The organism is Nocardia salmonicida NBRC 13393 (assembly GCF_001613085.1).
GTDB classification, from domain to species: Bacteria; Actinomycetota; Actinomycetes; order Mycobacteriales; family Mycobacteriaceae; genus Nocardia; species Nocardia salmonicida.
In genome coordinates this window covers 14,853-35,845 of record NZ_BDBR01000012.1, presented here as the reverse complement: position 1 = coordinate 35,845, position 20,993 = coordinate 14,853, and the positions used below count along the sequence as shown (strand labels likewise).

The following is a 20,993-nucleotide window of genomic DNA, read 5'->3' as shown; positions in this document are numbered from 1 at the left end:
CGCCCACACCCTAGCGTTCGACTCTGAACGTTGGCTGTGATCAATCCTCTTCGGCCGCACCCGATTCCACGGGCATGCGGTCGGCGCCCCAACTGCGGTGGATGTAGCCGATCACCCGGTCCAGTTCCGCCCGCTCGACGGCGGCCAGTTCACCCGGCTCGAGCGGATCGAAATGGAAGATGTAGAGGCGCGAGGCGAATTGCTCGAAGGGCAGCGACGCTTCGCCGAAACGCTCACCGTGCCCGGCTGTTCCGACGACCACCCCGTCGCCCCAGTCCTGGCCGCTGTCGTTGTTCGGGTTGTAGAAATACACCCGCATCGTGTCCTGCGGATCGAGACTGACCCGGAGCACGGTGATCGCGTGCCACCCCACGAAGCGGGCCGCGCTGTCGGTCACGGCGATCCCGGCGGGCTGCGGATGGATCACCGGCTGGTTGCCGTTGTAGAAGGGGTGGTAGCCGGCGTAGAAGTGGCGTAGGAATTCGTCGAGGTCGGTCAGGTGGCCGGTGGCCACGTCGACATTGATCCGGAAGCCGCGCCCGGACCACCAGCCGTGGAATTCCGGATTGATCCAGCGATGCGGATCGCCTTCGCGACCGATACAGCGCTGTCCCATCTCCGCGTAGATCCGGTCCAGGTGCGGAACCACCAGCAGCGATACCGGGTCCAGATCCAGTTGCAGCGCACTCGATTCCGCATCGACGGCCGGGCGCGAGGAAATCGGCTGGCCCTCGAAGTGCATGACGATCTCGTCGTCGCGCGCGGCCCACACCAGCGTCTGCAACAGATAGTCCGGATCGTTGTAGGCCCACATCGACAGCGCCCGCGCCGATTGACAGGTCGGGTTGTCGCCCTGCCCGATCCCCAGCGGCAGACCCAGCACCGACAGCATCCCCGACAACAACCACGCCCGCGGATCAGGTGTCGGCCCGAACACCGCGGTCAGCCGTGCGCACGAGTGCGGTGAAAGCCGTAGCGCCAGTTGGCGCCACAGCGCGGGCGCGACCGGCGGCTGATAGAGGATGCCGCGTTCGAGCATCAAGGTGAGTCCGTAGATGCACTGCGCGGTTTCGGCGTGCACAGCCTGCTCGATGAGGCTGTGCACCAGTTCGTGATAGCAGAGCAGGCTGTCACGGCCGGTGCTGGACAAGCCCATCGCCTCACCGAGCAGGTACGCACCTTTGGTGAGCAGAAAGCGCAGCAGCACAGCGTGATACGGCGAGACCAGCCCCGTATCGTGCATGGAACGCGCGAATCCCGTTGCCTCGTACTGCAACGCGCTGTCGTCCATCGATTCCAGGCGCGTGCGGTAGATCTCGACGCCCGGGTCTTCCCTGCACCCCTCGGTGGTTCCGTAGAGGCTGCTGATCAGCCGGTCGGCGCCGAGACCACTGGCGCCGAGGTCGACATCGGGATTCGCACGGGCGACGGCGATCTGGGTGATCATCCGCTTCACCCCGTCGACCTGGATGGGCCGCTGCCGCAGGATGCGCCAGATCTCGTCGACCAGATTCTCGAGCACCTTCTCGTACCCGACCTCGGCGACGAGGTAGTGCAGCAGCTCGCGCGAGACCTGCGCCATCCGCCCCTGCTGTTCCCGCTCGGCCTCGCTGGGCGGGGAGAACAGCAGCGACAGATTCACCGCGAGCACCTGCGACAGATGATCATTGGCCTGTTCGGCCGAAACCAGCGCATGCTGGTAGTCACCCTTGGCGACCGCGAGCAGCCGCAGATCACTCACCGCCTCCAACACCATGGTGTCGGTGTTGGCGCTGCGCAACGAGCCGGTGCTCAGCGCCGGGATGAGGATCTGCGGCTGTGCCCAATCCGTACCGAGGAACAGGCCCGCGGACTCCAATTTCTCGGCACGTTCGCGCACCGCGGCGCAACCGCCGGGCAGCAGCAACACCCGCCGCAGGGAGTCCATCACCCTGGGCAGTTTGACCTGCTTACCGAAATCGCCTGCGTCCGCGAGGGACTGTGTGGCGTGGTCCATCGTGGCGAGGCGCCGGTCCAGGCTCGTCCCGTCGTGGCCATCCGGACTCAATCGCCGATCCCTTCGCACACCGTTGCCCCTGGCAACGGATCAAATGTAGAAGTCGAGCTCTTCTTGTCGCTTCAACAGATCCCGCAGAGTGTACGGGTCCTCGCCGAAGAAATAGAGCAGACCCCAGTGATTACCGAATGCGGTACGTTTGGTGACCTTTTCGGCCTGTGGCGCCGTGAGCTCGTGCGTCTCGAAGTAATCGTGATCTTCGGTCTCGGGCGGCACCGACAGTCGGCTGACCACACGCCGACGTGGATACACGCCGAAACATCCCGCGTGGCCGGTGGCATCGACCACTTCCTTCGGGAAGAACGCTTCGATCTCCTCGTCGGTGGATTTCGGGTCGAAAGCCAGCACCAGCGCATGATAGGCGTTGAAACCGTATGTCCGTTCCAGCAGCTCGAACACCTTGAAACCCGGCGGCCGGTAGGCGACTTCGCCGAAATACATCTCCCCGTCGCTGGTGACGAAGTACTCCGGATGGATGAAGCCGAACTCGATGTCGAAGGTCTTGATCAGCTTTTCGACCTGCCGAGTGATCTCGGGCCGGTATTTCTCCAGCTCCGGCGTCGCGGGCACGAACACCGAGTATCCGAGCGTCACGTACTCCGAGATGTTCAGGAAGCAGATACGGCCGTTGTGGACCCAGGCCTCGACCGCGAACTCCCAGCCGTCCAAATGGGATTCCATCAGCATCGGGAACTCGTCGTCGGGGATGGTGTCGACCTCGTCGGGGGTCCGGATGATCCGATGGCCGAGGCAGCCCGCCTTGTCGAAGGCCTTGAGGTGAATCGGATCGTTGGGATCACCGTCGAGCTTCAGCAGGGTCTGATTGACCCGTTTCAGGAAGCGGATCACATCGTCGCGCTCGTGCGCCTCTTCGAAGATGCCGACCCGGATACCACCGAGCTGCGCGCGCCGTTTCATCAACGACTTGTCACGCAGGAGCATGGACTGCCCGAGCAGCCGAGGATTATCGAGCAGTACGGAATTGATCGCACCCGCCCACTCCACCGTCTCCTCGAAGATCGGAATGGCGACGTCGACCCCCTTTTTCTTCAGGGTCTCCGCGATCTCCATCGAACGGTCGTTGAGCCGCTCGAAATCCCAGGGGATATATGGAATGTCGTGCTCGGTACAATAACTTTCCGCCCATTCGGGCGCGACTACGATATAGCGTCGGTCGAACCGGTCGATCGCCTCGACCGCGTTCAAACTCCAACCCAATAGGGCTACATAACCTTTGTCCGGGTTTCGACTTTTCGATTCGTCACCTGAAATCGACAAACCTTATCCCCTTTCGAACTACACAGCCCGGAAACCCGGGACTCTGAGTGAATCCCCGCAGGGCTGCCATTTCCATGGAGTACCCGACCCCCGCGCGACCAACCATGACGAAGCTGTGACCGAGGGCTACCCTCATCCCATGCCCGGTCCCGAGCCCCTGCCGCCGCCACGCAACGGCGTCGGCCTCGCGGCGTTGGTGCTCGGCATCATCGCCTGCGCGGTCTCGTTCATTCCCGTGGTCAGCGAGTTCGTCGCCGCCCCCGCCGGAATCGGGGCCGTGGCCGCCGCGTTCGTCGGCTGGGACCGGATCGAGAGCGGGGTGGCCACCAACCGCGCCGACACGATCGCGGGCGGGATCCTCGGCGCGATAGCCCTGGCGGTGACCGCCCTCGTCTACCTCGCGACCCATTCCGGCTGACCGATTCCGCGGCCCTGCACGCGACGAGCGAAGTCCGTAGCCTGAAAATCGTGATTACTCTCAAGAAAGAAGACGGCGCAGCCGATCTCGCCGGTATCACCAAGATGAGTGTGGGGGTGAGCTGGGATCCGTCGGCAGGTTCCAGCGGTGGAATTCTCGGAATGGCCCGGCGCAAGCGCGGTGTCGACCTGGATCTGATCGCCGTGCTGTTCCAAGGTGGTGAACCGGTGCGGTTCGCCGGTCTGGATTCGCTCGACCCGCTCGCCAACGGATCGGTGCTGCACACCGGCGACGAGCAGACCGGTGCGGCCGCGGGCGACGACGAGACCGTGCACGTCACGTTCAGCAATGTTCCCCCCGCCATCGACTCCATCGTTTTCGTCGCCGTCGCGTTCAAGAAGGGCAGCTCCTTCGAGAAGGCCAACAACGTCTCGTTCAAGATCTACGACGCCACCGGCGGCGATTCCCAGCCCGTCGCCGACATCTGGCCGTCACTGCTCGGCGCGGAAAACGCCAACGCGATCGCGCGCACCTTCCGCAACGGTCCGGTGTGGCAGCTGGAGGTCCTCGACCGCAAGGGCAAGATCAAGCAGGGCGATCGCCAGGCGTTGCTGCGCTTCGCCATCGGCTGACACCGAGGCGGCAGGGCCCGGCGCGCACCGCGCCGAGCTCCGCCGCGGTGCGGCGACGACCTCGCCCTTTCCCGTATTTGCGACATCAGCGAAGTTCGTCAAGACCACGCGATTTCGGTGTTCCCTGAATAGTTGCTGCGATACGGTTTTCCGCATGGACGACATCGAGTTGGATTTGCCGAGCGTCGCTACTTCCCGCAACGCCGGACGAATTCTGGAAATCGGCGCGGTCGGTCTGCGCAACCCCTTGCCTGTCGACGGAGAGCAGACCCACGCCTACGTGTGCTGCGTCGACGGCACCACCCTGCAGCTCCCGGATTCGCTACAGAACTGGGCCATGCAAACCCTCGCCGCGAACTTCGACCTACGCGCGACCGGCCTACCCTCACTGTTCCCCTGCCGCTTCGAATTCGGCATCCGCGACGGCGCGGCCTACGCGGTCCCGGTGACCCAGCGGTCGCTGCGCGAGAAGGCGAACGCATGACCACCTGACGGCACCTATCGTCACCTCATGCACGAGGAACTCACCTACGCCCCGGCCGGCGCGACCAGCCCGGCCGACGAAATCTGGACCGGCGAATTCCCCGGATTCCGCCGGTTCGACGCCACGGTGGTGATCGGCTACGGCGAGCCGACGTGGGCCGCCGCGTCCGAGGCCGTCATGACGTGGGGCATCAAGCGCCGCAGTGGCTTTCGCATCGCTCCCGATGTCGCGGTGTCGACGGACGCGAAGTACCGGATCAGCGCGGGATGGGGGCCTGCCTCCGTCCACGAGCCGGTTCGCGTAGTCGCGGTGGTCGAGACCGAGAACCGGTGCGGCTTCGCCTACGGCACCCTGCCCGGCCATCCGGTCAGCGGCGAGGAAGCCTTTGTCGTGCATCGAGATTCGGTCGGCACCGTCTCGCTCACCCTTCGCTCGCTGACGAGACCGGCACCGACCGGACCATGGCGCTTCGCTTTTCCGATACTTCTTGTCGCGCAACGCTTCTACCGTCGCCGATATCTGCGCGCGCTGGTGAACTAGGCGATCGGGGGCAGATGAACGACCTGGCCCGCGTACGCCAGACCGGCGCCGAAGCCGAGCAGTAGCGCCGTGTCGCCAGGGTTGGCGGCGCCGGAGCGCACGAGTTGTTCCATGGCCATCGGAATGGAGGCGGCGCTCGTATTACCGGTTTCGATGATGTCGCGAGCGACGGCGACTTTCTCGGGCAGGCCGAGGGTGCGGACCAGCGCGTCGGTGATGCGGATATTGGCCTGATGCGGGACGAAAGCGTCGAGGTCGGCGGCCGTGAGCCCCGCGTGATCGAGCGCGTCACGACAGGCTTTCTCCAAGAACGTGACAGCCCACCGGAATACCTCGGTGCCGTTCATCCGAATATAGGGACGTTGCGAAGTACCACCACTGGCCTCGGCCGCGGCGACTTCGGCGAAATACTCGAGAAAGTCCTTGTCCTGCTTGATCGCCGAGGTCCGCGAGCCATCCGAACCCCACGCGACCGGGCCGATCCCCTCCTGTTCGGCCGCGCCGACGACGACCGCACCGGCGCCGTCGGCGAAGATGAACGCGCACCCGCGATCGGTGGTGTCGAGCAGATCCGACAGCCGCTCCACCCCGATCACCAGCACCTGCCGCGCCTGACCCGAGCGCACCAGATTCGCCGCATCGGCCAACGCGTAACAGAAGCCGGCGCAGCCGGCGGAAATGTCGAAGGCGGCGGTGTCGTGCATGCCGAGTTCGGTCGCCACCACCGCGCCCGCCGATGGGCCGAGCACCATCTGCGACGACGTCGCGAGCACCACCGCATCGACCTGCTCGGCGCTCACCCCCGCCGCCGCGAGCGCGTCACGCGCGGCCGCGACGCTCATCGAGACGATCGTCTCGTCGGGCTCGGCCCAGTGCCGGGCGGCGATCCCGGAACGGGTCTTGATCCATTCGTCCGACGACTCGATCGCGTCGACGATCTCGGCATTGGGCACGACACGGCGCGGGCGGTACACGCCGAGGCCGAGAATTCCCGCGTGGGTGACCGGAACCGCGGTGGCAATGGGGGTGGGCATGGCATCCTCTCCATATGAACCGATCGGTTCACGTATAAATAGGTCTAACATGAACCGATCGGTTCAATCAAGGGGTAGGAGAAGATCGGATGGCTGCCGGACCACGCGCCCGACTGATCGAGCACACGATCAGCACCGTCCAGGAACACGGTGTGCACGCGGCCGCGCTGAGTGAACTACTTAAGCGCAGTAGGACCTCGCGTAACTCGCTGTACCAGCACTTCCCTTCCGGCAAGGGCGAATTGGTGCAGACAGCGGCACGAATCGTGGCCCGTCTGGTGTACTCGCACGTGAGCTCGATGGCCGACGCCCTCCAGACCGCGCCCTCGGCCCAGCAGTGGCTCACCGACCTACTCGCCTTCTGGCGAATTCCGCTGGAAAAATCCGATTACGCCGCGGGCTCGTTCATGATGGCGGCCGCTCTCGACGAGCTCGACCCCGCCGTCCAGTCCATCGCGGGCCAGGCCTTCGCCGAATGGACCGCCCGGTTGGCCGACGGGATCGTGGCCACCGGGATCGAACGCTCCACCGCGGTGTCGCTGGCCGGTTTCCTGCTCACCACCATCGAGGGCACGATCGTGCACAGCCGCGCGCTCAAGTCGTCACACCCGTTCGACCAGGCGGTCACTCAGCTGACGATCCTGTTCAAGGTGCACCTGTCCGAGCGTTGAGATCTCACGAGATGCTGTGCGCCGCATCCAGTTCGGCACGCAGGATGGTGATGATCCGGCGGCGGGCCGTCGCGCCTTCGGCGCTGGGCGTGAGCGGGTAGACGTGCACGAGTCCGGGTTCTTCGTGGTAGTCGAGGTCGACGCCCGCCGAACGCGCCTTCGCCTCCAGCAGGCGGGCATCGGGGTTCAGGATGTCGTCGGTTCCGGTGAACAGAGTGAGCGGACCCAGCCCGACGAGGTCGCCGAACAGCGGGCTGACCAGGGGATCTTTCATCGATAGTTCGCCACTCCACATCCTGCCGAACACCAGCCCGCCGTCGCGACCGAGCCACGGATCACGTCGGAGCACCTCGTCGATCTCGGGATTTTCGAGGGTGAGGTCGAGGGCGGGCGAGATCAGAATCGTGCGGGGAACGGTATGGCCCGCGTCGCGCAGATGCAGCGCGGTGGACAGCGCGATCTGACCGCCCGCGGAGTCGCCGGCGAGGAAAGTCGGGCCGTAGCGCTTGTCGGCGGCCGTGACCAGTTCGGCGAAGCGGGGAATCACCTGCGCCGCGGTGCCGAAGGGGATCAGCGGATAGATCGGGACCGTCACGACGAGGTGCGTCTGCGCGGCGATGCGGGCCGCGAGTTGCCAATGTTGCGTAGCGATTTCGCCCACCCAGCCGCCGCCGTGCGCGTACACGAGGCCGCCGCGCGAGATGCCGTCCGACGGGGTCAAGGTGTAGATCGGCCAGCCGCCCTCGTGCGCCACCGAGATCTCCACACCGCGGAGTTTGCGCGGCGGACCGTAGGCGACGGGCCGCAGCCCGCGCTCACGCACGTGTGCCGTGGCCATCTCGGCATCGATGTAGTTCCGGTTGCGCCGGGTGACCCGCAGGAATCCCGGAATCACGAACCGACTCATCACACCGGGCACCGCGACCTCCACTCGACGACGAGACCGGCACAGTCGAAGCGCTCGGGCCGAGCGTCGCCGGTGCACGCCAAGCTACCCCGTACCGGCGTCAGCCGAGGGGTTGCTCGGTGACATCGGTACGCAAGCTGGTGCCGTTGAGGTCCAGATAGAGCACACCCTCGGTGACCGAGAGGGTGGCGGTATTACGACGATCGACCAGCGCCGCCGCCTCGTCGATGAACGCGCGATCGAAACTGACAAGCGGAATCCGCGCGGCGTTGTGGATCTTCTTGCCCGCGTATTGCGCGAGTACCTTCGCCGGGTCGCGATGGGTATAAACCACCGCACGACCTGCGAGTTTGCTCCCACGATGAATACGGTCGGCGTCAGGCGCACCCACTTCGATCCACGCGGTGGTCTGCCCGGTCATATCCCGAACCTGCACCGCGGGCTCATCGGTCGCCGAAATCCCGCCGTCGCTGAAGACGATCCCCTCCTCGTACTGCAGGCAGTACGCGAGGATCCGCGTGATCATGTATTCCAGCGTCTCCGACGGATGCCGAGCCACCCGCAATTCGAGATCCTCGTACACCCCCCGGTCCACATCGGCGAGCTGAACGGCGAAATTGTGCAGTGTTGCGCTGAGTGCCATAGGAGCTCCGACCCTACCGGGCCGCCACGTCGACTACTCGCGCACTCCCGGTTGCACTTACCGGTCCGGACCGCCAGCATCTGTACATGAGAATCACTCACGTTTCGGCTCTGGCCGCCGTTTTCCTCGCACTCGGCACGGCAACCGCTGCGGCAGAACCGAATGCGGCCGACTCACCCCGTCAGGCCATTGCCCGCGCCTACCTCGACGCCCTGGTTTCCCACGACGCGAGCGCGGTCCCCTTCGCCCCCGACGCCACCCGCGTCGAGGTCGGCTTCCAAACCGGCTACTCGGGCCCGCAGCTGAGCGCCGACTTGGAGAACGGCCTCCAGTACCGCGTGATCCGAGGCATTCGCGACCTCACCATGTCCGAATCCGGCGACACGGTCACCACCCACTACCTCCTCGACACCGGAGTGGGCGACATCCGCCTGACCACCGTGGAGATCACCGAGACCTTCGTCATCCCGGTGGACTCCATCCAGACGATCGAGGCCACGATCACGCCGGTGCTGTAGTCGATCTCGCGGACCGGTGGACTGTCACGCGCTCACTGGTCTGCCTCCAGCAAGGCCCGCGGGGCGGCTTGGCGCCAGGAGTCGGTGACTATGGCTTCCAGTTCCTCGCGATCGTCGAGCGACGCCAGGCGGACGCGGACCCAGGGGTTACCGGACTCGTGCGAGGCGATCCAGAATTTGTCGGGTTCGGCGAGGACCAGTTCGTCGCGGTCGAGGATCGGGCAGCGGACCGCCATCGAGGTCTCGTCCTCGGGAAGGGTGAGGAACAGCTTGCCCGCGACCTTGAAAATCGGCATGCCCCAGGCGAATTGCTCCGTCGTCTGCGGTAGCGACAGGACGTAGGCGCGGACGTCGTCCCCGGTGACCTTCATGATCTACATCCTGACAGCACACACCGACACCCCGGTCGGATGCCGTCGGGACCCTAGTCGACCACCCCGATGGTGGTCACCGACTTGCGGGCGCGCGAGGCGGTGATCCGGCGGCCGATCACGCCGTGGCGGGGTGCGAAGAGGTAGACGAAGGTGAAGGCGACGCCCTGGGTCACCACGACCATGCCGCCCGCGGCGGTATCGAGGTGGTAGCTGATGTAGAGGCCGGTCACCGCGCACAGCACCGACACGGTGGGGGCGATCACGAGCATGCGGGAGAAACGGTCGGTGAGCAGGTAGGCGGTGGCGCCGGGGATGATCAGCATGGCCACCACCAGGACCACGCCGACAGCCTGCAGCGCGACCACCGAGGTCAGCGCCAACAGGGCGAGTAGAGCGGTACCGAGGACGCGGGGGTTGAGGCCGATGGCGTGGGCGTGGGTGGCGTCGAAGGCGTAGAGGGTGAAGTCGCGCCGTTTGAGGACAAGGGCGACTAGGACGATGGCGGCCAGAATCATGATCTGGACCATCTCACCGCGGCTCACGCCGAGCAGGTTGCCGAAAACGATGTGGTTCAAGTCGGTTTGGCTCGGCGTCACCGACACCAGCACCAAGCCGAACGCGAACAAGGTGGTGAACACGATGCCGATCGCGGCGTCTTCTTTCACGCGACTGGTATCGCGGACGACCCCGATCAACGCGACAGCGAGGAACCCGAAGATCACCGCGCCGACGGCGAACGGCCAGCCGACGATATAGGCCAGCACCACCCCGGGCAGCACCGCGTGCGACACCGCGTCACCCATCAGCGACCAGCCGATCAGCACCAACCAGCACGACAGCACCGCGCACACCACCGCCGCCGTGACGGTGGTGGCCAGTGCGCGCACCATGAATTCGTAGCGCAGCGGGTCGATGAAGAATTCCTCGAGGCTCATCGGTCTCCGTCCACATCCAGGCCGAAGGCCTTGGCCAGGTTCTCCGGACGCAACACCACATCGGGGTCGCCGTGTTCGAGCACCCGGCGGTTCAAAAGCACTGCCTCGTCGGCTAATTGGGGCAACGCGTGCAGATCGTGGGTGGAGACCAGAATCGTGGCCCCGTCCGCGGCCAGCTCACGCAACAGCGCGGTGATGGTCGCCTCGGAACGCTTGTCGACACCGGCGAACGGCTCGTCGAGCAGCAGGATCGTCGCCTCCTGGGCGATGCCGCGGGCGACGAACGTGCGCTTCTTCTGACCACCGGAGAGCTGACCGATCTGCCGGTCGGCCAGGTCGGTGAGCTCGACGCGGGCCAGCGCCGCGTCGACGGCGGCGCGGTCGGCCTTGCTCGCCCGGCGGGTGAACCCCATTTTCCCGTAGCGCCCGGTCATCACCACATCGCGCACCGACAGCGGAAAACTCCAGTCCACGTCCTCGGACTGCGGCACGTATCCGAGACTGCCCGCCTTGCGCGCGGCCGCCGGGGCGCGACCGTTGATCAGCACCCGGCCTCGGTCGGGCATCACCAGACCCATCACGGTCTTGAACAGCGTCGATTTACCCGAGCCGTTCATGCCGATCAGCCCGCAGACCCGGCCCGATTTCAAGGTGAGTTCGACATTGTCGAGCGCGAGCACATCACCGTAATGGACTGTCACGTCCTGGATTTCGACAACCGGTGCGGTCATTTGGACGCTCCGGCGAGTGCGGCCGCGATGGTGTCGGCGTCGTGGCGGATCAGCTGCAGATAGGTCGGCACCGGGCCGTCGGCTTCGGAGAGCGAGTCGACGTAGAGGACGCCGCCGAACCGCGAGCCGGAGGCTTCGACCACGCGTTGCATCGGCGCGTCGGACACGGTCGATTCACAGAACACGGCGGGCACACGGCGCTGGCGGACGAAGTCGATGGTCGAGCCGATCTGCTGCGGGGTGGCCTGCTGTTCGGCGTTGACCGGCCAGATGTACTTCTCGGTCAGCCCCGCGTCACGAGCGAGGTAGGAGAACGCGCCCTCGCAGGTGACCAGGGCGCGCTGGTCGGCGGGCAGGGTGTTCACCGCCGCGACGAGCTCGTCGCGTACCGCGCCGAGCTGGGTTTTGTAGGCATCACCGTTGGCACGGTAGGCGTCGGCGTGTTCGGGGTCGAGATCGGTGAACGCGCGAACCATGTTGTCCACGTAGATCTGCGCGTTCACCGGCGACATCCAGGCGTGCGGATTGGGCTTGCCCCGGTAGGCGTCCTCGCTGATGTCCATCGGCGCCACCCCCTCGCTGACCACCGCGTGCGGCACATCGAGATCAGCGACGAACTGGTTGAACCAGGCCTCGAGGTTGAGCCCGTTGTCCAGGATCAGGTCGGCCTTGGCCGCCTTCTTGATATCGCCGGGGGTCGGCTCGTAACCGTGGATCTCGGCCCCGACCTTGGTTATGGACTCCACCCGCAGGTGCTCGCCCGCCACATTCCGAGCCATATCGGCGAGCACCGTGAACGTGGTGAGGACCACCTTCCGGTCGTCGTCGGAGGAGGTGATCCCACCGCAGGCGGTGAGCGCGAACGCCATGACACTCAGAACACATGCCGCGAGCACCCGGCGTCGCACCGGCGAACGGTAGAACCCAACCCTCATTCCAGAATTATATTGTTCGGGTCACCGAACTTTCAAGTTCTGGTCTTGAAACAGTCGCGAAGACGGCTCAGGATGCCCAGGGCGGGGTGAAGGTCGAGCCATCGGGGAGTTCCGCCGCGAAGCCGACGCGCACGGACACCACCAGCGTGGCCGGCTCGTCGGCCGAGTTCGCGAGGGCGATCACCGAGCCCGCGGGCGCGACCGCCGCGTCACCCGGTTTCATCGGCGCGGATTCACCGTCGATGGTCATGGTCACCTCGCCCGACAGCAGAACGAAGGCCTCCTCCCCCAGGATGCGGTGCGGCACGCCGACCGAATCGGCGGCGACCTCCGTCTGCCAGACGCACAGTTCGGCACTGCCGGTGCCGGGACGGACCAAAGACGTGAACCGAGCGTTGTGCACCTCGTGCACCTGCGCGTCGGCGGAACGGATTACCGGCATTCGAACCTCCATAAGGTCAAGCAACTTGTCTATATAGTCAAGTAGATTGACCATTGTGTCAAGTGCCAGAATGACTGTCGTGCCCGCGAACGCAGACCTCCCCCTCCTGCTGCTCGCGGCAGCGGCCGAGGTGACCCAGGCGGTGCACGCCGGGGTCACCGCCGCGGGGTTCACCGATATCCGGCCGACGCACGGCTTCGCCTTCGTGCGCATGGCGCCCGACGGCGCGACGGTCGGCGAGATCGCCGAGCACCTCGGCGTCACCAAACAGGCGGCCAGCCAGCTGGTCGACGAATTGGTCAGCAAGGGCTACGCCGACCGCAACCCACACCCACGCGACGCGCGCGCCCGCCTGATCACCCTCACCGACCGCGGCTGGGCGTGCACCCGGGCCGCCGACGCCGCGCTGGCCGAATTCACCCAGACCTGGTCGGACGCCCTCGGCGCCGCGACTCTCACCCAGGTCGGCGCCGCACTGCGCCGTGTCGTCGTCCCAGGACGGGTCCGCCCGAGCTGGTGAACAGTCGCCACCCCCGTAACCAATCGACGCGTCCCGACGATTTCATATCGGGTACTCAATTAATCCGAAGAACTGGATTTTCAAAACCTGCGCGATGTCACGGCGAGCGGCATACTCTCGGATCGAGCGGTGACGCGCCACCGCAGCACCCGGGCCGACGGCTCGGGTAGCGCACTCGTCACGTCATCGTTCGCCCCGATCCCGGAGGGTCAATGTCAGTCCTAGCCACCGCTTCATCCACCGTCGACACTGTCACCCGGCACAAATACGAGCGGCTGCAGTACACCGGCTCGGCCGGCGTCGTCGCCTCGCTGGAGGACGCGCGTCTCGTCGATCGCTGGCGTGCCGATTACCCCGGCTGGGACGGCGAGCACTGGGCATTCGACGCGGGCACCGACAGCCCGGGACGGCTGCGCCCGATCAATGTCGCGGTACGCAACAACTGATCAGGCGGCACCTGCGGCGGCGGCCCGATCGACGATCCGTGGGAACGGGCTCGCCGCCTCCAGTTGGTAAGCCAGGTCCAGCAGGGTCCGCTCGTCACCACGACGAGCGGCGAACTGGATCGAGCCGGGCAGACCGCTCGGCAGTAGCCCGTGCGGCAGCGAAATGCCAGGTCCCCCACCGACATTGTTGAGCGGAGTGAAGCCAACGTAGTCGGCGAGTTTGGTGAACAGCGCGTCGAACGGCTGGCCGGGTGCGAGTTCGCCGATGCGCGGCGCGGGATGGGACAGCACCGGGGTGAGCATTACGTCGATGTCGGCGAAATGCTTGTCGTAGGCCGCGACACCCCCGCGCAACCGCCACGTCGACGCGACCACACCGAGCGGATTGCGCTTGGCCAGCCCGATCAGACCGGTGGTGAACGGGTCGAGCTTGCGCGGATCGAAGTGCCCGCGATGCCCGAGCCGGAACGACAGCGCCATCGCCGCGGCCATCACCGCCCAGTACTGCTTGAAGTCCTCGACGAAGCGCGGATCCACGTCGAGGCGCATCTCGACGATCTCGTGGCCGAGACCTTCGAGCACCTTCGCCGCGGATGCCAGGATGACGCCGTTGTCGGCGTGCACCGGGCGGCCGAGGATATCGGCGGTGATCAGACCGATCCGCAACCGTCGCGTACTCGGCCCCTCGACCAGCCCGACCGGCGTCAGGTTCGACGTCGGGTCGAATCGTTCGACGGCGGCCAGGTAGTGCGCGGTGTCGCGGACCGAGCGGGTGAGCACGCCCTCGGCAACCAGGTGCACCGGCAGTTTGCGGGCGCCCGGCTGGTCGAGCAGGCGATTGCGGGTGGTCTTCAGGCCGACGAGACCGTTGGCCGCGGCGGGGATGCGGATAGAGCCGCCACCGTCGTTGGCATGCGCGATCGGCACCACCCCCGCCGCGACGAGCGCCGCCGATCCGCCAGAGGACGCACCCGCCGAGTACTCCGGATTCCACGGATTGCGGGTCGGCGCGCGATGGGTGAACTCGGTACTCGCGGTGAGGCCGAACTCCGGCAGCGTCGACTTACCGAGCACGATCACGCCCGAATGCAGGAACTGCGCTCCGGGACCGCTGGTCACCGTGGCCGGGTGCGGGGTGAACGCGGCCGAGCCGTGGCAACTCGGCAGGCCCGCGATATCGGTGTTGTCCTTGACGAACGCGGGCACGCCCGCGAACACGCCGGCGGTTTCCGGGGTCGACGCCGCACGCTCGAAACAGGTCATCTGCACGGCGTCCAAACTCGGATCGACCCGCCGGGTCCTGGCGATCGCGGCGTCGATCACCTCCGCCCGACTCACCTCCCCCTCCCGCAACGCCGCGGCGACACCGACCGCGTCGTGTGTGCCGAGTGCGTCATCGGTGAATCCATGGACCGCGGAGCTCATGGCCGCAGCGTATCGCCGCCGACGGCCATTCGCAGCAGTAACGATCGACCCGGCAATCCACTACGCATCGGCCCCTTGCGCGTCGACGCTGGCGAAGCGGCGACATACACGGCACTATCGAGATCGTGGATCTCATGGGAATCGGACAAATCACCCGATCTTCGGGCATCGTGTCGTGACCGCACTCGCTCCCGGCGAGAACCGGCCCGCGCCCGGTGATCAATTGACCATCACCGTGGCGAGTTCGGCGTCGGTCGATGTGTCGGCGCTGCTGGTGAACAGCGCGGGCAGAGTTCGTTCCGACGCCGACTTCGTCTTCTTCAATCAGCCCACCGGACCGGGCGTGGTGTACCGGCACGGCAATGGTGGGCCCGACGTGGTGGGCGTGCAGACCTCGGCATTGCCCGCCGATGTGGACAAGGTGGTGGTCACCGCGAGTCTGGACGGTCGTGGGCCCACGACCTTCGCCTCGGTCGGCGCCCTGACCGCCACCATCGAATCCGGCTCCACCGCACTGACTTTCCCGATTTCGGGGCTCACCACCGAGAGCGGTGTGGTGTGCGTGGAGATCTACCGGCGCAACGGGGCGTGGAAGGTTCGGGCGATCGGGCAGGGCTATGACGACGGATTGGCCGGTATCGCTTCGGCTTTCGGCGTGAATCTCGACGACGAGCCCGAAGTTCCCGCCGCGCAGAGTGCGCCGGTACCGCCGAGTCAGCCACCTGGCTACCCCTCCGCGCCTCCGCCGACCTACACCCAGGGCAACCCCGTTCAGCAGGGACAGTTCGCGCAGCCGGCCACTCCCCCACCTGCCTACCCCGGTCACGGCGCTCCGGGCCAGTTCGCCCCGCCGCCCGCGCACCAGCCGCAACCCTCGTTCTCTTCTCAGCAAGGAGCCCAGCCCGTGCACAGCGATCTGTTCGACCCCTCGCATGCCGAGGTCAACGGCCTCGGTATCCAGAAGCAGGGCGGCAAGATGGTGAAGGTCGGCATGAACGGGGAGGTGATGGCGCGTTCCGGCTCGATGGTGGCCTACCAGGGTGACCTGAAATTCGAAGCGCTCGGCTCCGGCGGCATCGGCCGCGCCATCCGTCAGCACCTCACCGGCGAAGGCGTGCCGCTGATGAAGGTGAGCGGCCGAGGCGATCTGTTCCTGGCCAACAGCGCCGCCGACGTGCACATCATCGACCTCGACGGCACCGACGGCCTCACCATCAACGGCGCCAACGTGCTCGCCTTCGACTCCACGCTGCGCTACGACATCGGCCGGGTCCAGGGCGCGGCGGGCTACGCCTCCAACGCGGGCCTGTTCAACTGCGTCTTCACCGGGCGCGGCCGCATCGCCATCACCACCCACGGCAGCCCCGTCGTCCTCACCGTCGACCAGGCCACCTACGCCGACCCCAACGCCGCCGTGGCGTGGTCGTCCAGCCTGCAAACCGGCATCAAGCGCAACGACTCCTTCGGCCTCGGCCGTCTGATGGGCCGCAGCACCGGCGAGGCGAGCACCCTGGCCTTCTCCGGCCGCGGCTTCGTCATCGTCCAACCGTCCGAACTGCCTCCGGGCGGTCTCATCGGCGGCACCGGCGGCGGCCAGCAGGCAGGCACCGGCGGCAGCATCTTCGGCTGACCCCGAACACAGCAAAGGCCGATACCCGCTCACTCGCGGGTATCGGCCTTTGTCTCGTCTGCTAGTTCGCGCGCTCCTTGCGGGCTTGGCGACGGGCTTCACGCATGTCGTTGAGTTCCTGTTCCAGGCTCTCCGCGATCCGGAACTGGCCGGTGTCGTAGATGCTGGTCGGCTCGATCGCCTCGTAGCCGAAATTGGCTTCGGCGAAAGCCTTTTCGACGCGGGCCTCGATATCGGAGATCGCGCTCTTGCGGGCGGCGGGGACCGAGTCGGTGGCCGGCTCCGGCTTGACCGGTTCCTTGGGGGGCTCCGGTGCCACGACGGGCGCGGGGGCGGATTTCTTGGCGGTGGCCTTGTCGGCGGAGGACGGTTTGCCGATGCCGAAGCGCTTGCGCTTCTCCGGCGGGCGGCCGTTGCCGTTGGTGATCGGCTCGGTGGGCGTCCACGCGGGTTCGCGGGTGACGGGGGTGGTGGCGGCCGTTTCCGCGACGGCGGCCGTTTCCGCCCGAGCCATGCCCGTCATCGGCGGGGTGTAGGTGAGGCGGACGCCCTCGGTGGCCTGACGGCCGAGGAGGTTGTCGGCCGGGTCGGGCAGGTCCCTGACCTGGCTGGTCGCCCGAGTGATGGCCAAGCCGTAGCGGGCGCTGACCGCGTCGTGGATCAGGAGCGCGACACCGATCATCACCGGCGCGACCGCGTGCACGGCGACGTCGTACCACCGCCCGTCACGCACGTAGGGATAGGTGTTGAGGGTGACGGTGAGGCCGAGCAGCGAAAGCTCGGCGAGGGCGACCTGGCGCCGGTTGTCGATCACGCCCCACTCGGCGACCTTGTTCGTGCCGACCATGATGATGATCAGACACACGCTGATCATCGCCTCGAGCAGATAGCTGAACCAGAACAGCGGATCACTCGGCCCACCGGGCGCGATGTTCTGCTGCACGTTCACCGCCGACCACAGCATGCCGGCGCCCACCACGCCGGCCAATGCCTTCAGCGACCACGACCGGTGCCGATACAGCGAGGCGAGCTTCGCGTGTGGGCTCGATTCGCGACGCTGGGACGCCATCGCCTTCCTGGCGAGCAGCAGATCTCGCATGTCGGCCTTCTCGATCGCTTCGGTGGTCTGTCGGCTGCGGTCCGATGCGGACGCCATCGCCTGGGTGTGCTTCCAGCGCTGCTCGCGATCCTGTTCACGGATGCGTTCGGCGAGTTCACGTTCGGCGCGCAGCTCGTCTTCGGAGAGCGCGTCGGTGAGGGCTGGATCGAATTGGTAGGCGAGGCGACCCCGGGCACGTTCGACTCGCTGGGCGAGCTGGCTGACGTCGTCCTCGAGACCGGACTCGATCGTCATGCCAGACCACCGCCCCGGGCGCGCGAAGGCAGGCAGGTGACCACAGGTGTGAACGGCACAGGCCATTCTTAGTCGATATACCCTCGAGCGCGAAACCGATGCTCCCACACGGCTGCCCGTACACGGCGCGCCGCGCGCGACACGCCCAACAATTTCGGGCGGCGACCGGATCTGCGAAGATAATCCCCCGCCGCCGCCGGAGCCGGAGTTTCCAGCGGTTCGGTGCCTGACCGTGGCCGAACACCGCGCGCCGACAACCCGACCCGACCGGATCAGCGCCCCGGTGCCGTCGCGGCCACGCGCGCTCGGATCATCGACCGCCCGGGTGAAACTTTGTTTCCTCGGACGTCCCGAACCACGGCCACCTAGGGTTGGGTGGGGGTGCCGGGGGGTTCGTGCACGCCCGTGAGATCGACTCCGGAGAAGCGAATTGACCCAGCACACAAGCGAACTCGACCAAGCGATCGCCGAACGGCTCGAACCGTGGACCGCACGGCTCGGCGCCGACCGCAAGGCCTACTTCCATCACGTGCTTCGGGTACTCCGCTCGGCCGACCTGTTGTTCGCCCGCAGCGGCGAATCGGGGCCGCCACCGAGCGCGCGCGAGGAGTTCCGCACGGCGGCGACCTTCCACGATCTCGGCATCTGGGCAGCCGCCACGTTCGACTATCTCGAACCGTCGTGCGCGCTGGCGGGCGACTGGCTGATCGCGCACAACCGCGAGGACATCGCCGAGCTGGTCGCCGCGATGATCCGCGACCACCATCGCGTGCGCTCGGCGGGCAACGCCACCGACCCGGTCGAGCTGTTCCGGCGGGCCGATCTGATCGACGTGACGTTCGGCGCGCGCCGCTACGGCCTGCCGTACGCGGCCTACTCCGCGCTGATGCGGCGCTACCCCGACAGCGGGTTCCACTTCAAGCTGGTGGAGCTCACGGTACGGCGCGCGCTCATCCATCCCCTCTCACCGCTGCCCATGATCCGCTGGTGAGAGGCCATTTCGTCGGTACTATTGTCACTACGCCAATACTGCGGCACACTGGTGTCCGTAACCACCGGTCACGCCTGGACCGGTGCTGTACCGAGCCGAACAAGGAGACTCGATGGCCGCCAATCGGTCCAGCTGGATGAACGAGGACCTGGACGCCCTGCGTGACATGACCCGTGCGTTCATGGCCAAGGAACTGGTCCCCAATATCGACAAGTACCGCGAGCAGCACCACGTCGACCGCGACCTGTGGAACAAGGCAGGCGAAGTGGGCCTGCTGTGCATCTCGATCCCCGAGGAGTACGGCGGCGGTGGCGGCACCTTCGCGCACGAGGCCGTGCTCATGGAGGAGCAGGCCCGCGCGGTGGACACCTCCTGGGGCATCAGCCTGCACAACGGCATCGTGGCCCACTACGTCCTCGCCTACGGCACCGAGGAGCAGAAGAAGCACTGGCTGCCCAAGATGGCCAGCGGCGAGGTCGTCGGCGCCATCGCGATGACCGAACCCGGCACCGGATCCGACCTGCAGGCGGTCAAGGCCAAGGCGATCCGCGACGGCGACGAGTACGTCATCAACGGCTCCAAGACCTTCATCACCAACGGCGCGCAGGCCGACCTGATCATCCTGGTCGCCAAGACCGACCCCACCCAGGGCGCGGCCGGCGTCTCGCTGGTGCTGGTCGAGGCCGACCGCGAGGGTTTCCGTCGCGGTCGCGTGCTCGACAAGATCGGCCAGAAGGGCCAGGACACCTCCGAGCTGTTCTTCGAGGACGTGCGCGTCCCGGTCACCAACCTGCTCGGCACCCAGGAGGGTCAGGGCTTCATCCAGCTGATGCAGCAGCTGCCCCAGGAGCGCCTGATCGTGTCGATGGGCGCGGTCGCGGGCATGGAGGTGGCCCTCGATCACACGCTGCGCTACACCAAGGAGCGCGAGGCGTTCGGCCGTGCGGTGTTCGGATTCCAGAACACCAAGTTCAAGCTGGCCGAGGTCGCCACCGAGGCGCGGATCGCGCGCGTGTTCATCGACGACTGCGTCGAGAAGCACCTGCGCGGCGAGCTCGACATCCCGACCGTCGCCATGGCGAAGTGGTGGACCACCGACAAGGCGATGCAGATCGCCGACACCTGTCTGCAGCTGTTCGGTGGCTACGGCTACATGAACGAGTACCCGATCGCACGCATGTGGGTCGACAACCGCGTCCAGCTCATCTACGCGGGCACCAACGAGATCATGAAGGAAATCATCGCCCGGAGCCTGTGATACGCCAGCTCGGTAGCTGATCCCGACCGGCCGCGAACACCTGTTCGCGGCCGGTTTTCGCTGTTGAGGGGTCATTTCGTGACCTATCCGTCGTCCCCGCCGAGACGAATGTCCTTCGACAAGCGGTACAGATCCGACGGTGAGGACGGTGCGGCAGCAGTGGACACGGACGGCAGCGGTTCGACGGGACGACCCGGACCGGAACCGGTACTGCCGGACCGAACACAGATGATGCAGGCGGTCTGCGGAGTCACCGGTATCGGTGATCCAGTCCTGGCCGCCGCACACGAACTCGCCACCTTGCACGAACGCCGCGAACAGCAGATACCCGGTGATACCAGCGACATCGATTGGGCGCGTGCGCGTCTGGTCTGCGAGATCGACCGCTGGGTCGTCCTGCGCTCCCCCACTCCGGCGACGTCGGCGCCGATGCACACCGAGAGCATCGGCGCCGTCGTCGACCGCATGGCCCATTTCGCCGCGCTCACCTACCGCGCGCTGGCCTACGGCGCCGAAGCCGAACTCCACGCCGCGCAGCTACGCCTGCACGAATTGTCCCGCGGCTACGACGATCTCATCGCCGAGGTGGCCAGCGGCGCTCGGCGGCTGCCAGACGGACTCGACGGCGACACCCCGGAAAGCGGTGGGGCACAACCGAGCCGGAACAACCCACGATCCGAGTAACAGGCACTTCACTGTCGCTACCTGGGCGATCAACGGCCACATCGCCGTCCACGCGTGTTCAGTCGGGCACCGTAGCGTCAGCATCAG

At 66.5% G+C, this 20,993-nt stretch carries 24 protein-coding genes; 12 read left to right on the top strand and 12 right to left on the bottom strand.

The features are described 5' to 3' along the window. Positions 1 to 40 precede the first annotated feature (40 nt). Together NS1_RS14555 and NS1_RS14550 are read right to left on the bottom strand one after the other, a co-directional pair. Entirely contained in the window at positions 41 to 1,996 is a 1,956-nt protein-coding gene (locus NS1_RS14555) for a hypothetical protein (RefSeq protein ID WP_218019927.1), read from the bottom strand. A 90-nt stretch (positions 1,997 to 2,086) separates the two neighbouring features. After that, entirely contained in the window at positions 2,087 to 3,127 is a 1,041-nt protein-coding gene (locus NS1_RS14550) for an ATP-grasp domain-containing protein (protein ID WP_255284546.1), read from the bottom strand. Between the two features lie 346 nt (positions 3,128 to 3,473). Here NS1_RS14550 and NS1_RS14545 point away from each other — a divergent pair, with 346 nt between their 5' ends. The 4 genes from NS1_RS14545 to NS1_RS14530 all read left to right on the top strand — a co-directional run bounded on the left by NS1_RS14545 (position 3,474) and on the right by NS1_RS14530 (position 5,408). Continuing rightward, positions 3,474 to 3,752: a hypothetical protein gene (locus NS1_RS14545; RefSeq protein WP_062985041.1), complete on the top strand. Its 279-nt coding sequence runs from the start codon at positions 3,474 to 3,476 to the stop codon at positions 3,750 to 3,752. Positions 3,753 to 3,802: 50 nt separating this feature from the next. Beyond that, complete coding sequence (locus NS1_RS14540; protein ID WP_056821894.1) at positions 3,803 to 4,384, top strand: TerD family protein; 582 nt, start codon at positions 3,803 to 3,805, stop codon at positions 4,382 to 4,384. 154 nt (positions 4,385 to 4,538) lie between these two features. Further along, positions 4,539 to 4,868: a hypothetical protein gene (locus NS1_RS14535; protein ID WP_056821718.1), complete on the top strand. Its 330-nt coding sequence runs from the start codon at positions 4,539 to 4,541 to the stop codon at positions 4,866 to 4,868. Positions 4,869 to 4,895: 27 nt separating this feature from the next. After that, positions 4,896 to 5,408 (top strand): DUF1990 domain-containing protein, encoded by a 513-nt coding sequence (locus NS1_RS14530; protein WP_062985039.1) that lies wholly within the window; start codon positions 4,896 to 4,898, stop codon positions 5,406 to 5,408. Here the strand turns inward: NS1_RS14530 and NS1_RS14525 are convergent. Beyond that, positions 5,405 to 6,442 carry a beta-ketoacyl-ACP synthase 3 gene (locus NS1_RS14525; protein ID WP_062985037.1) on the bottom strand — a complete coding sequence of 346 codons (1,038 nt, stop codon included), beginning with the start codon at positions 6,440 to 6,442 and terminating at the stop codon, positions 5,405 to 5,407. The two genes, NS1_RS14530 and NS1_RS14525, sit on opposite strands and share 4 nt — an antisense overlap. A gap of 89 nt (positions 6,443 to 6,531) precedes the next feature. Here NS1_RS14525 and NS1_RS14520 point away from each other — a divergent pair, with 89 nt between their 5' ends. Continuing rightward, complete coding sequence (locus NS1_RS14520; protein ID WP_056821725.1) at positions 6,532 to 7,113, top strand: TetR/AcrR family transcriptional regulator; 582 nt, start codon at positions 6,532 to 6,534, stop codon at positions 7,111 to 7,113. Positions 7,114 to 7,117: 4 nt separating this feature from the next. On the opposite strand, the gene NS1_RS14515 is transcribed toward NS1_RS14520, so the two are convergent. Next, positions 7,118 to 8,020, bottom strand: coding sequence for an alpha/beta hydrolase fold domain-containing protein (locus NS1_RS14515; protein ID WP_062985325.1), 903 nt, complete (start codon positions 8,018 to 8,020; stop codon positions 7,118 to 7,120). A 100-nt stretch (positions 8,021 to 8,120) separates the two neighbouring features. Next, positions 8,121 to 8,663: a YaeQ family protein gene (locus NS1_RS14510; protein WP_062985035.1), complete on the bottom strand. Its 543-nt coding sequence runs from the start codon at positions 8,661 to 8,663 to the stop codon at positions 8,121 to 8,123. Between the two features lie 86 nt (positions 8,664 to 8,749). On the opposite strand from NS1_RS14510, the gene NS1_RS14505 reads away from it, so the two are divergent. Continuing rightward, positions 8,750 to 9,181, top strand: coding sequence for a DUF8021 domain-containing protein (locus NS1_RS14505; RefSeq protein WP_056821727.1), 432 nt, complete (start codon positions 8,750 to 8,752; stop codon positions 9,179 to 9,181). A 32-nt stretch (positions 9,182 to 9,213) separates the two neighbouring features. Here the strand turns inward: NS1_RS14505 and NS1_RS14500 are convergent, their stop codons facing one another. The 5 genes from NS1_RS14500 to NS1_RS14480 all read right to left on the bottom strand — a co-directional run bounded on the left by NS1_RS14500 (position 9,214) and on the right by NS1_RS14480 (position 12,598). Continuing rightward, complete coding sequence (locus NS1_RS14500; protein ID WP_062985033.1) at positions 9,214 to 9,552, bottom strand: MmcQ/YjbR family DNA-binding protein; 339 nt, start codon at positions 9,550 to 9,552, stop codon at positions 9,214 to 9,216. Positions 9,553 to 9,605: 53 nt separating this feature from the next. Beyond that, on the bottom strand, positions 9,606 to 10,490 hold the full coding sequence (locus tag NS1_RS14495) for a metal ABC transporter permease (protein WP_062985031.1): 885 nt from the start codon (positions 10,488 to 10,490) through the stop codon (positions 9,606 to 9,608). Beyond that, complete coding sequence (locus NS1_RS14490) at positions 10,487 to 11,221, bottom strand: metal ABC transporter ATP-binding protein (RefSeq protein WP_062985029.1); 735 nt, start codon at positions 11,219 to 11,221, stop codon at positions 10,487 to 10,489. Before NS1_RS14490 ends, NS1_RS14495 begins: the two co-directional genes overlap by 4 nt. Continuing rightward, a complete protein-coding gene (locus NS1_RS14485) occupies positions 11,218 to 12,156 on the bottom strand; it encodes a metal ABC transporter substrate-binding protein (RefSeq protein WP_062985027.1) in 939 nt (312 codons plus the stop codon). The genes NS1_RS14490 and NS1_RS14485 overlap by 4 nt, the downstream gene beginning before the upstream one ends. 67 nt (positions 12,157 to 12,223) lie before the next feature. Continuing rightward, a complete protein-coding gene (locus NS1_RS14480) occupies positions 12,224 to 12,598 on the bottom strand; it encodes a cupin domain-containing protein (protein ID WP_062985323.1) in 375 nt (124 codons plus the stop codon). Between the two features lie 79 nt (positions 12,599 to 12,677). Between NS1_RS14480 and NS1_RS14475 the strand changes: the two genes are divergently transcribed. Together NS1_RS14475 and NS1_RS14470 are read left to right on the top strand one after the other, a co-directional pair. After that, entirely contained in the window at positions 12,678 to 13,118 is a 441-nt protein-coding gene (locus NS1_RS14475) for a MarR family winged helix-turn-helix transcriptional regulator (RefSeq protein WP_255284534.1), read from the top strand. Positions 13,119 to 13,330: 212 nt separating this feature from the next. Continuing rightward, positions 13,331 to 13,564, top strand: a complete 234-nt coding sequence (locus tag NS1_RS14470) for a hypothetical protein (RefSeq protein WP_056821736.1) — start codon at positions 13,331 to 13,333, stop codon at positions 13,562 to 13,564. On the opposite strand, the gene NS1_RS14465 is transcribed toward NS1_RS14470, so the two are convergent. After that, a complete protein-coding gene (locus NS1_RS14465) occupies positions 13,565 to 14,989 on the bottom strand; it encodes an amidase (RefSeq protein WP_062985023.1) in 1,425 nt (474 codons plus the stop codon). It lies immediately after the preceding gene. A 175-nt stretch (positions 14,990 to 15,164) separates the two neighbouring features. On the opposite strand from NS1_RS14465, the gene NS1_RS14460 reads away from it, so the two are divergent. Next, the gene (locus NS1_RS14460) at positions 15,165 to 16,619 is read left to right on the top strand and encodes an AIM24 family protein (protein WP_062985021.1); all 1,455 of its coding nucleotides are present in this window, start codon (positions 15,165 to 15,167) and stop codon (positions 16,617 to 16,619) included. Positions 16,620 to 16,680: 61 nt separating this feature from the next. On the opposite strand, the gene NS1_RS14455 is transcribed toward NS1_RS14460, so the two are convergent. Further along, complete coding sequence (locus NS1_RS14455) at positions 16,681 to 17,973, bottom strand: hypothetical protein (protein ID WP_062985019.1); 1,293 nt, start codon at positions 17,971 to 17,973, stop codon at positions 16,681 to 16,683. A 430-nt stretch (positions 17,974 to 18,403) separates the two neighbouring features. Between NS1_RS14455 and NS1_RS14450 the strand changes: the two genes are divergently transcribed. The 3 genes from NS1_RS14450 to NS1_RS14440 all read left to right on the top strand — a co-directional run bounded on the left by NS1_RS14450 (position 18,404) and on the right by NS1_RS14440 (position 20,906). Then, complete coding sequence (locus NS1_RS14450; protein ID WP_062985017.1) at positions 18,404 to 18,964, top strand: hypothetical protein; 561 nt, start codon at positions 18,404 to 18,406, stop codon at positions 18,962 to 18,964. A 112-nt stretch (positions 18,965 to 19,076) separates the two neighbouring features. Further along, the gene (locus NS1_RS14445) at positions 19,077 to 20,222 is read left to right on the top strand and encodes an acyl-CoA dehydrogenase family protein (RefSeq protein ID WP_056821759.1); all 1,146 of its coding nucleotides are present in this window, start codon (positions 19,077 to 19,079) and stop codon (positions 20,220 to 20,222) included. 78 nt (positions 20,223 to 20,300) lie between these two features. Next, complete coding sequence (locus NS1_RS14440) at positions 20,301 to 20,906, top strand: DUF4254 domain-containing protein (RefSeq protein WP_131817151.1); 606 nt, start codon at positions 20,301 to 20,303, stop codon at positions 20,904 to 20,906. Positions 20,907 to 20,993: the final 87 nt, after the last annotated feature.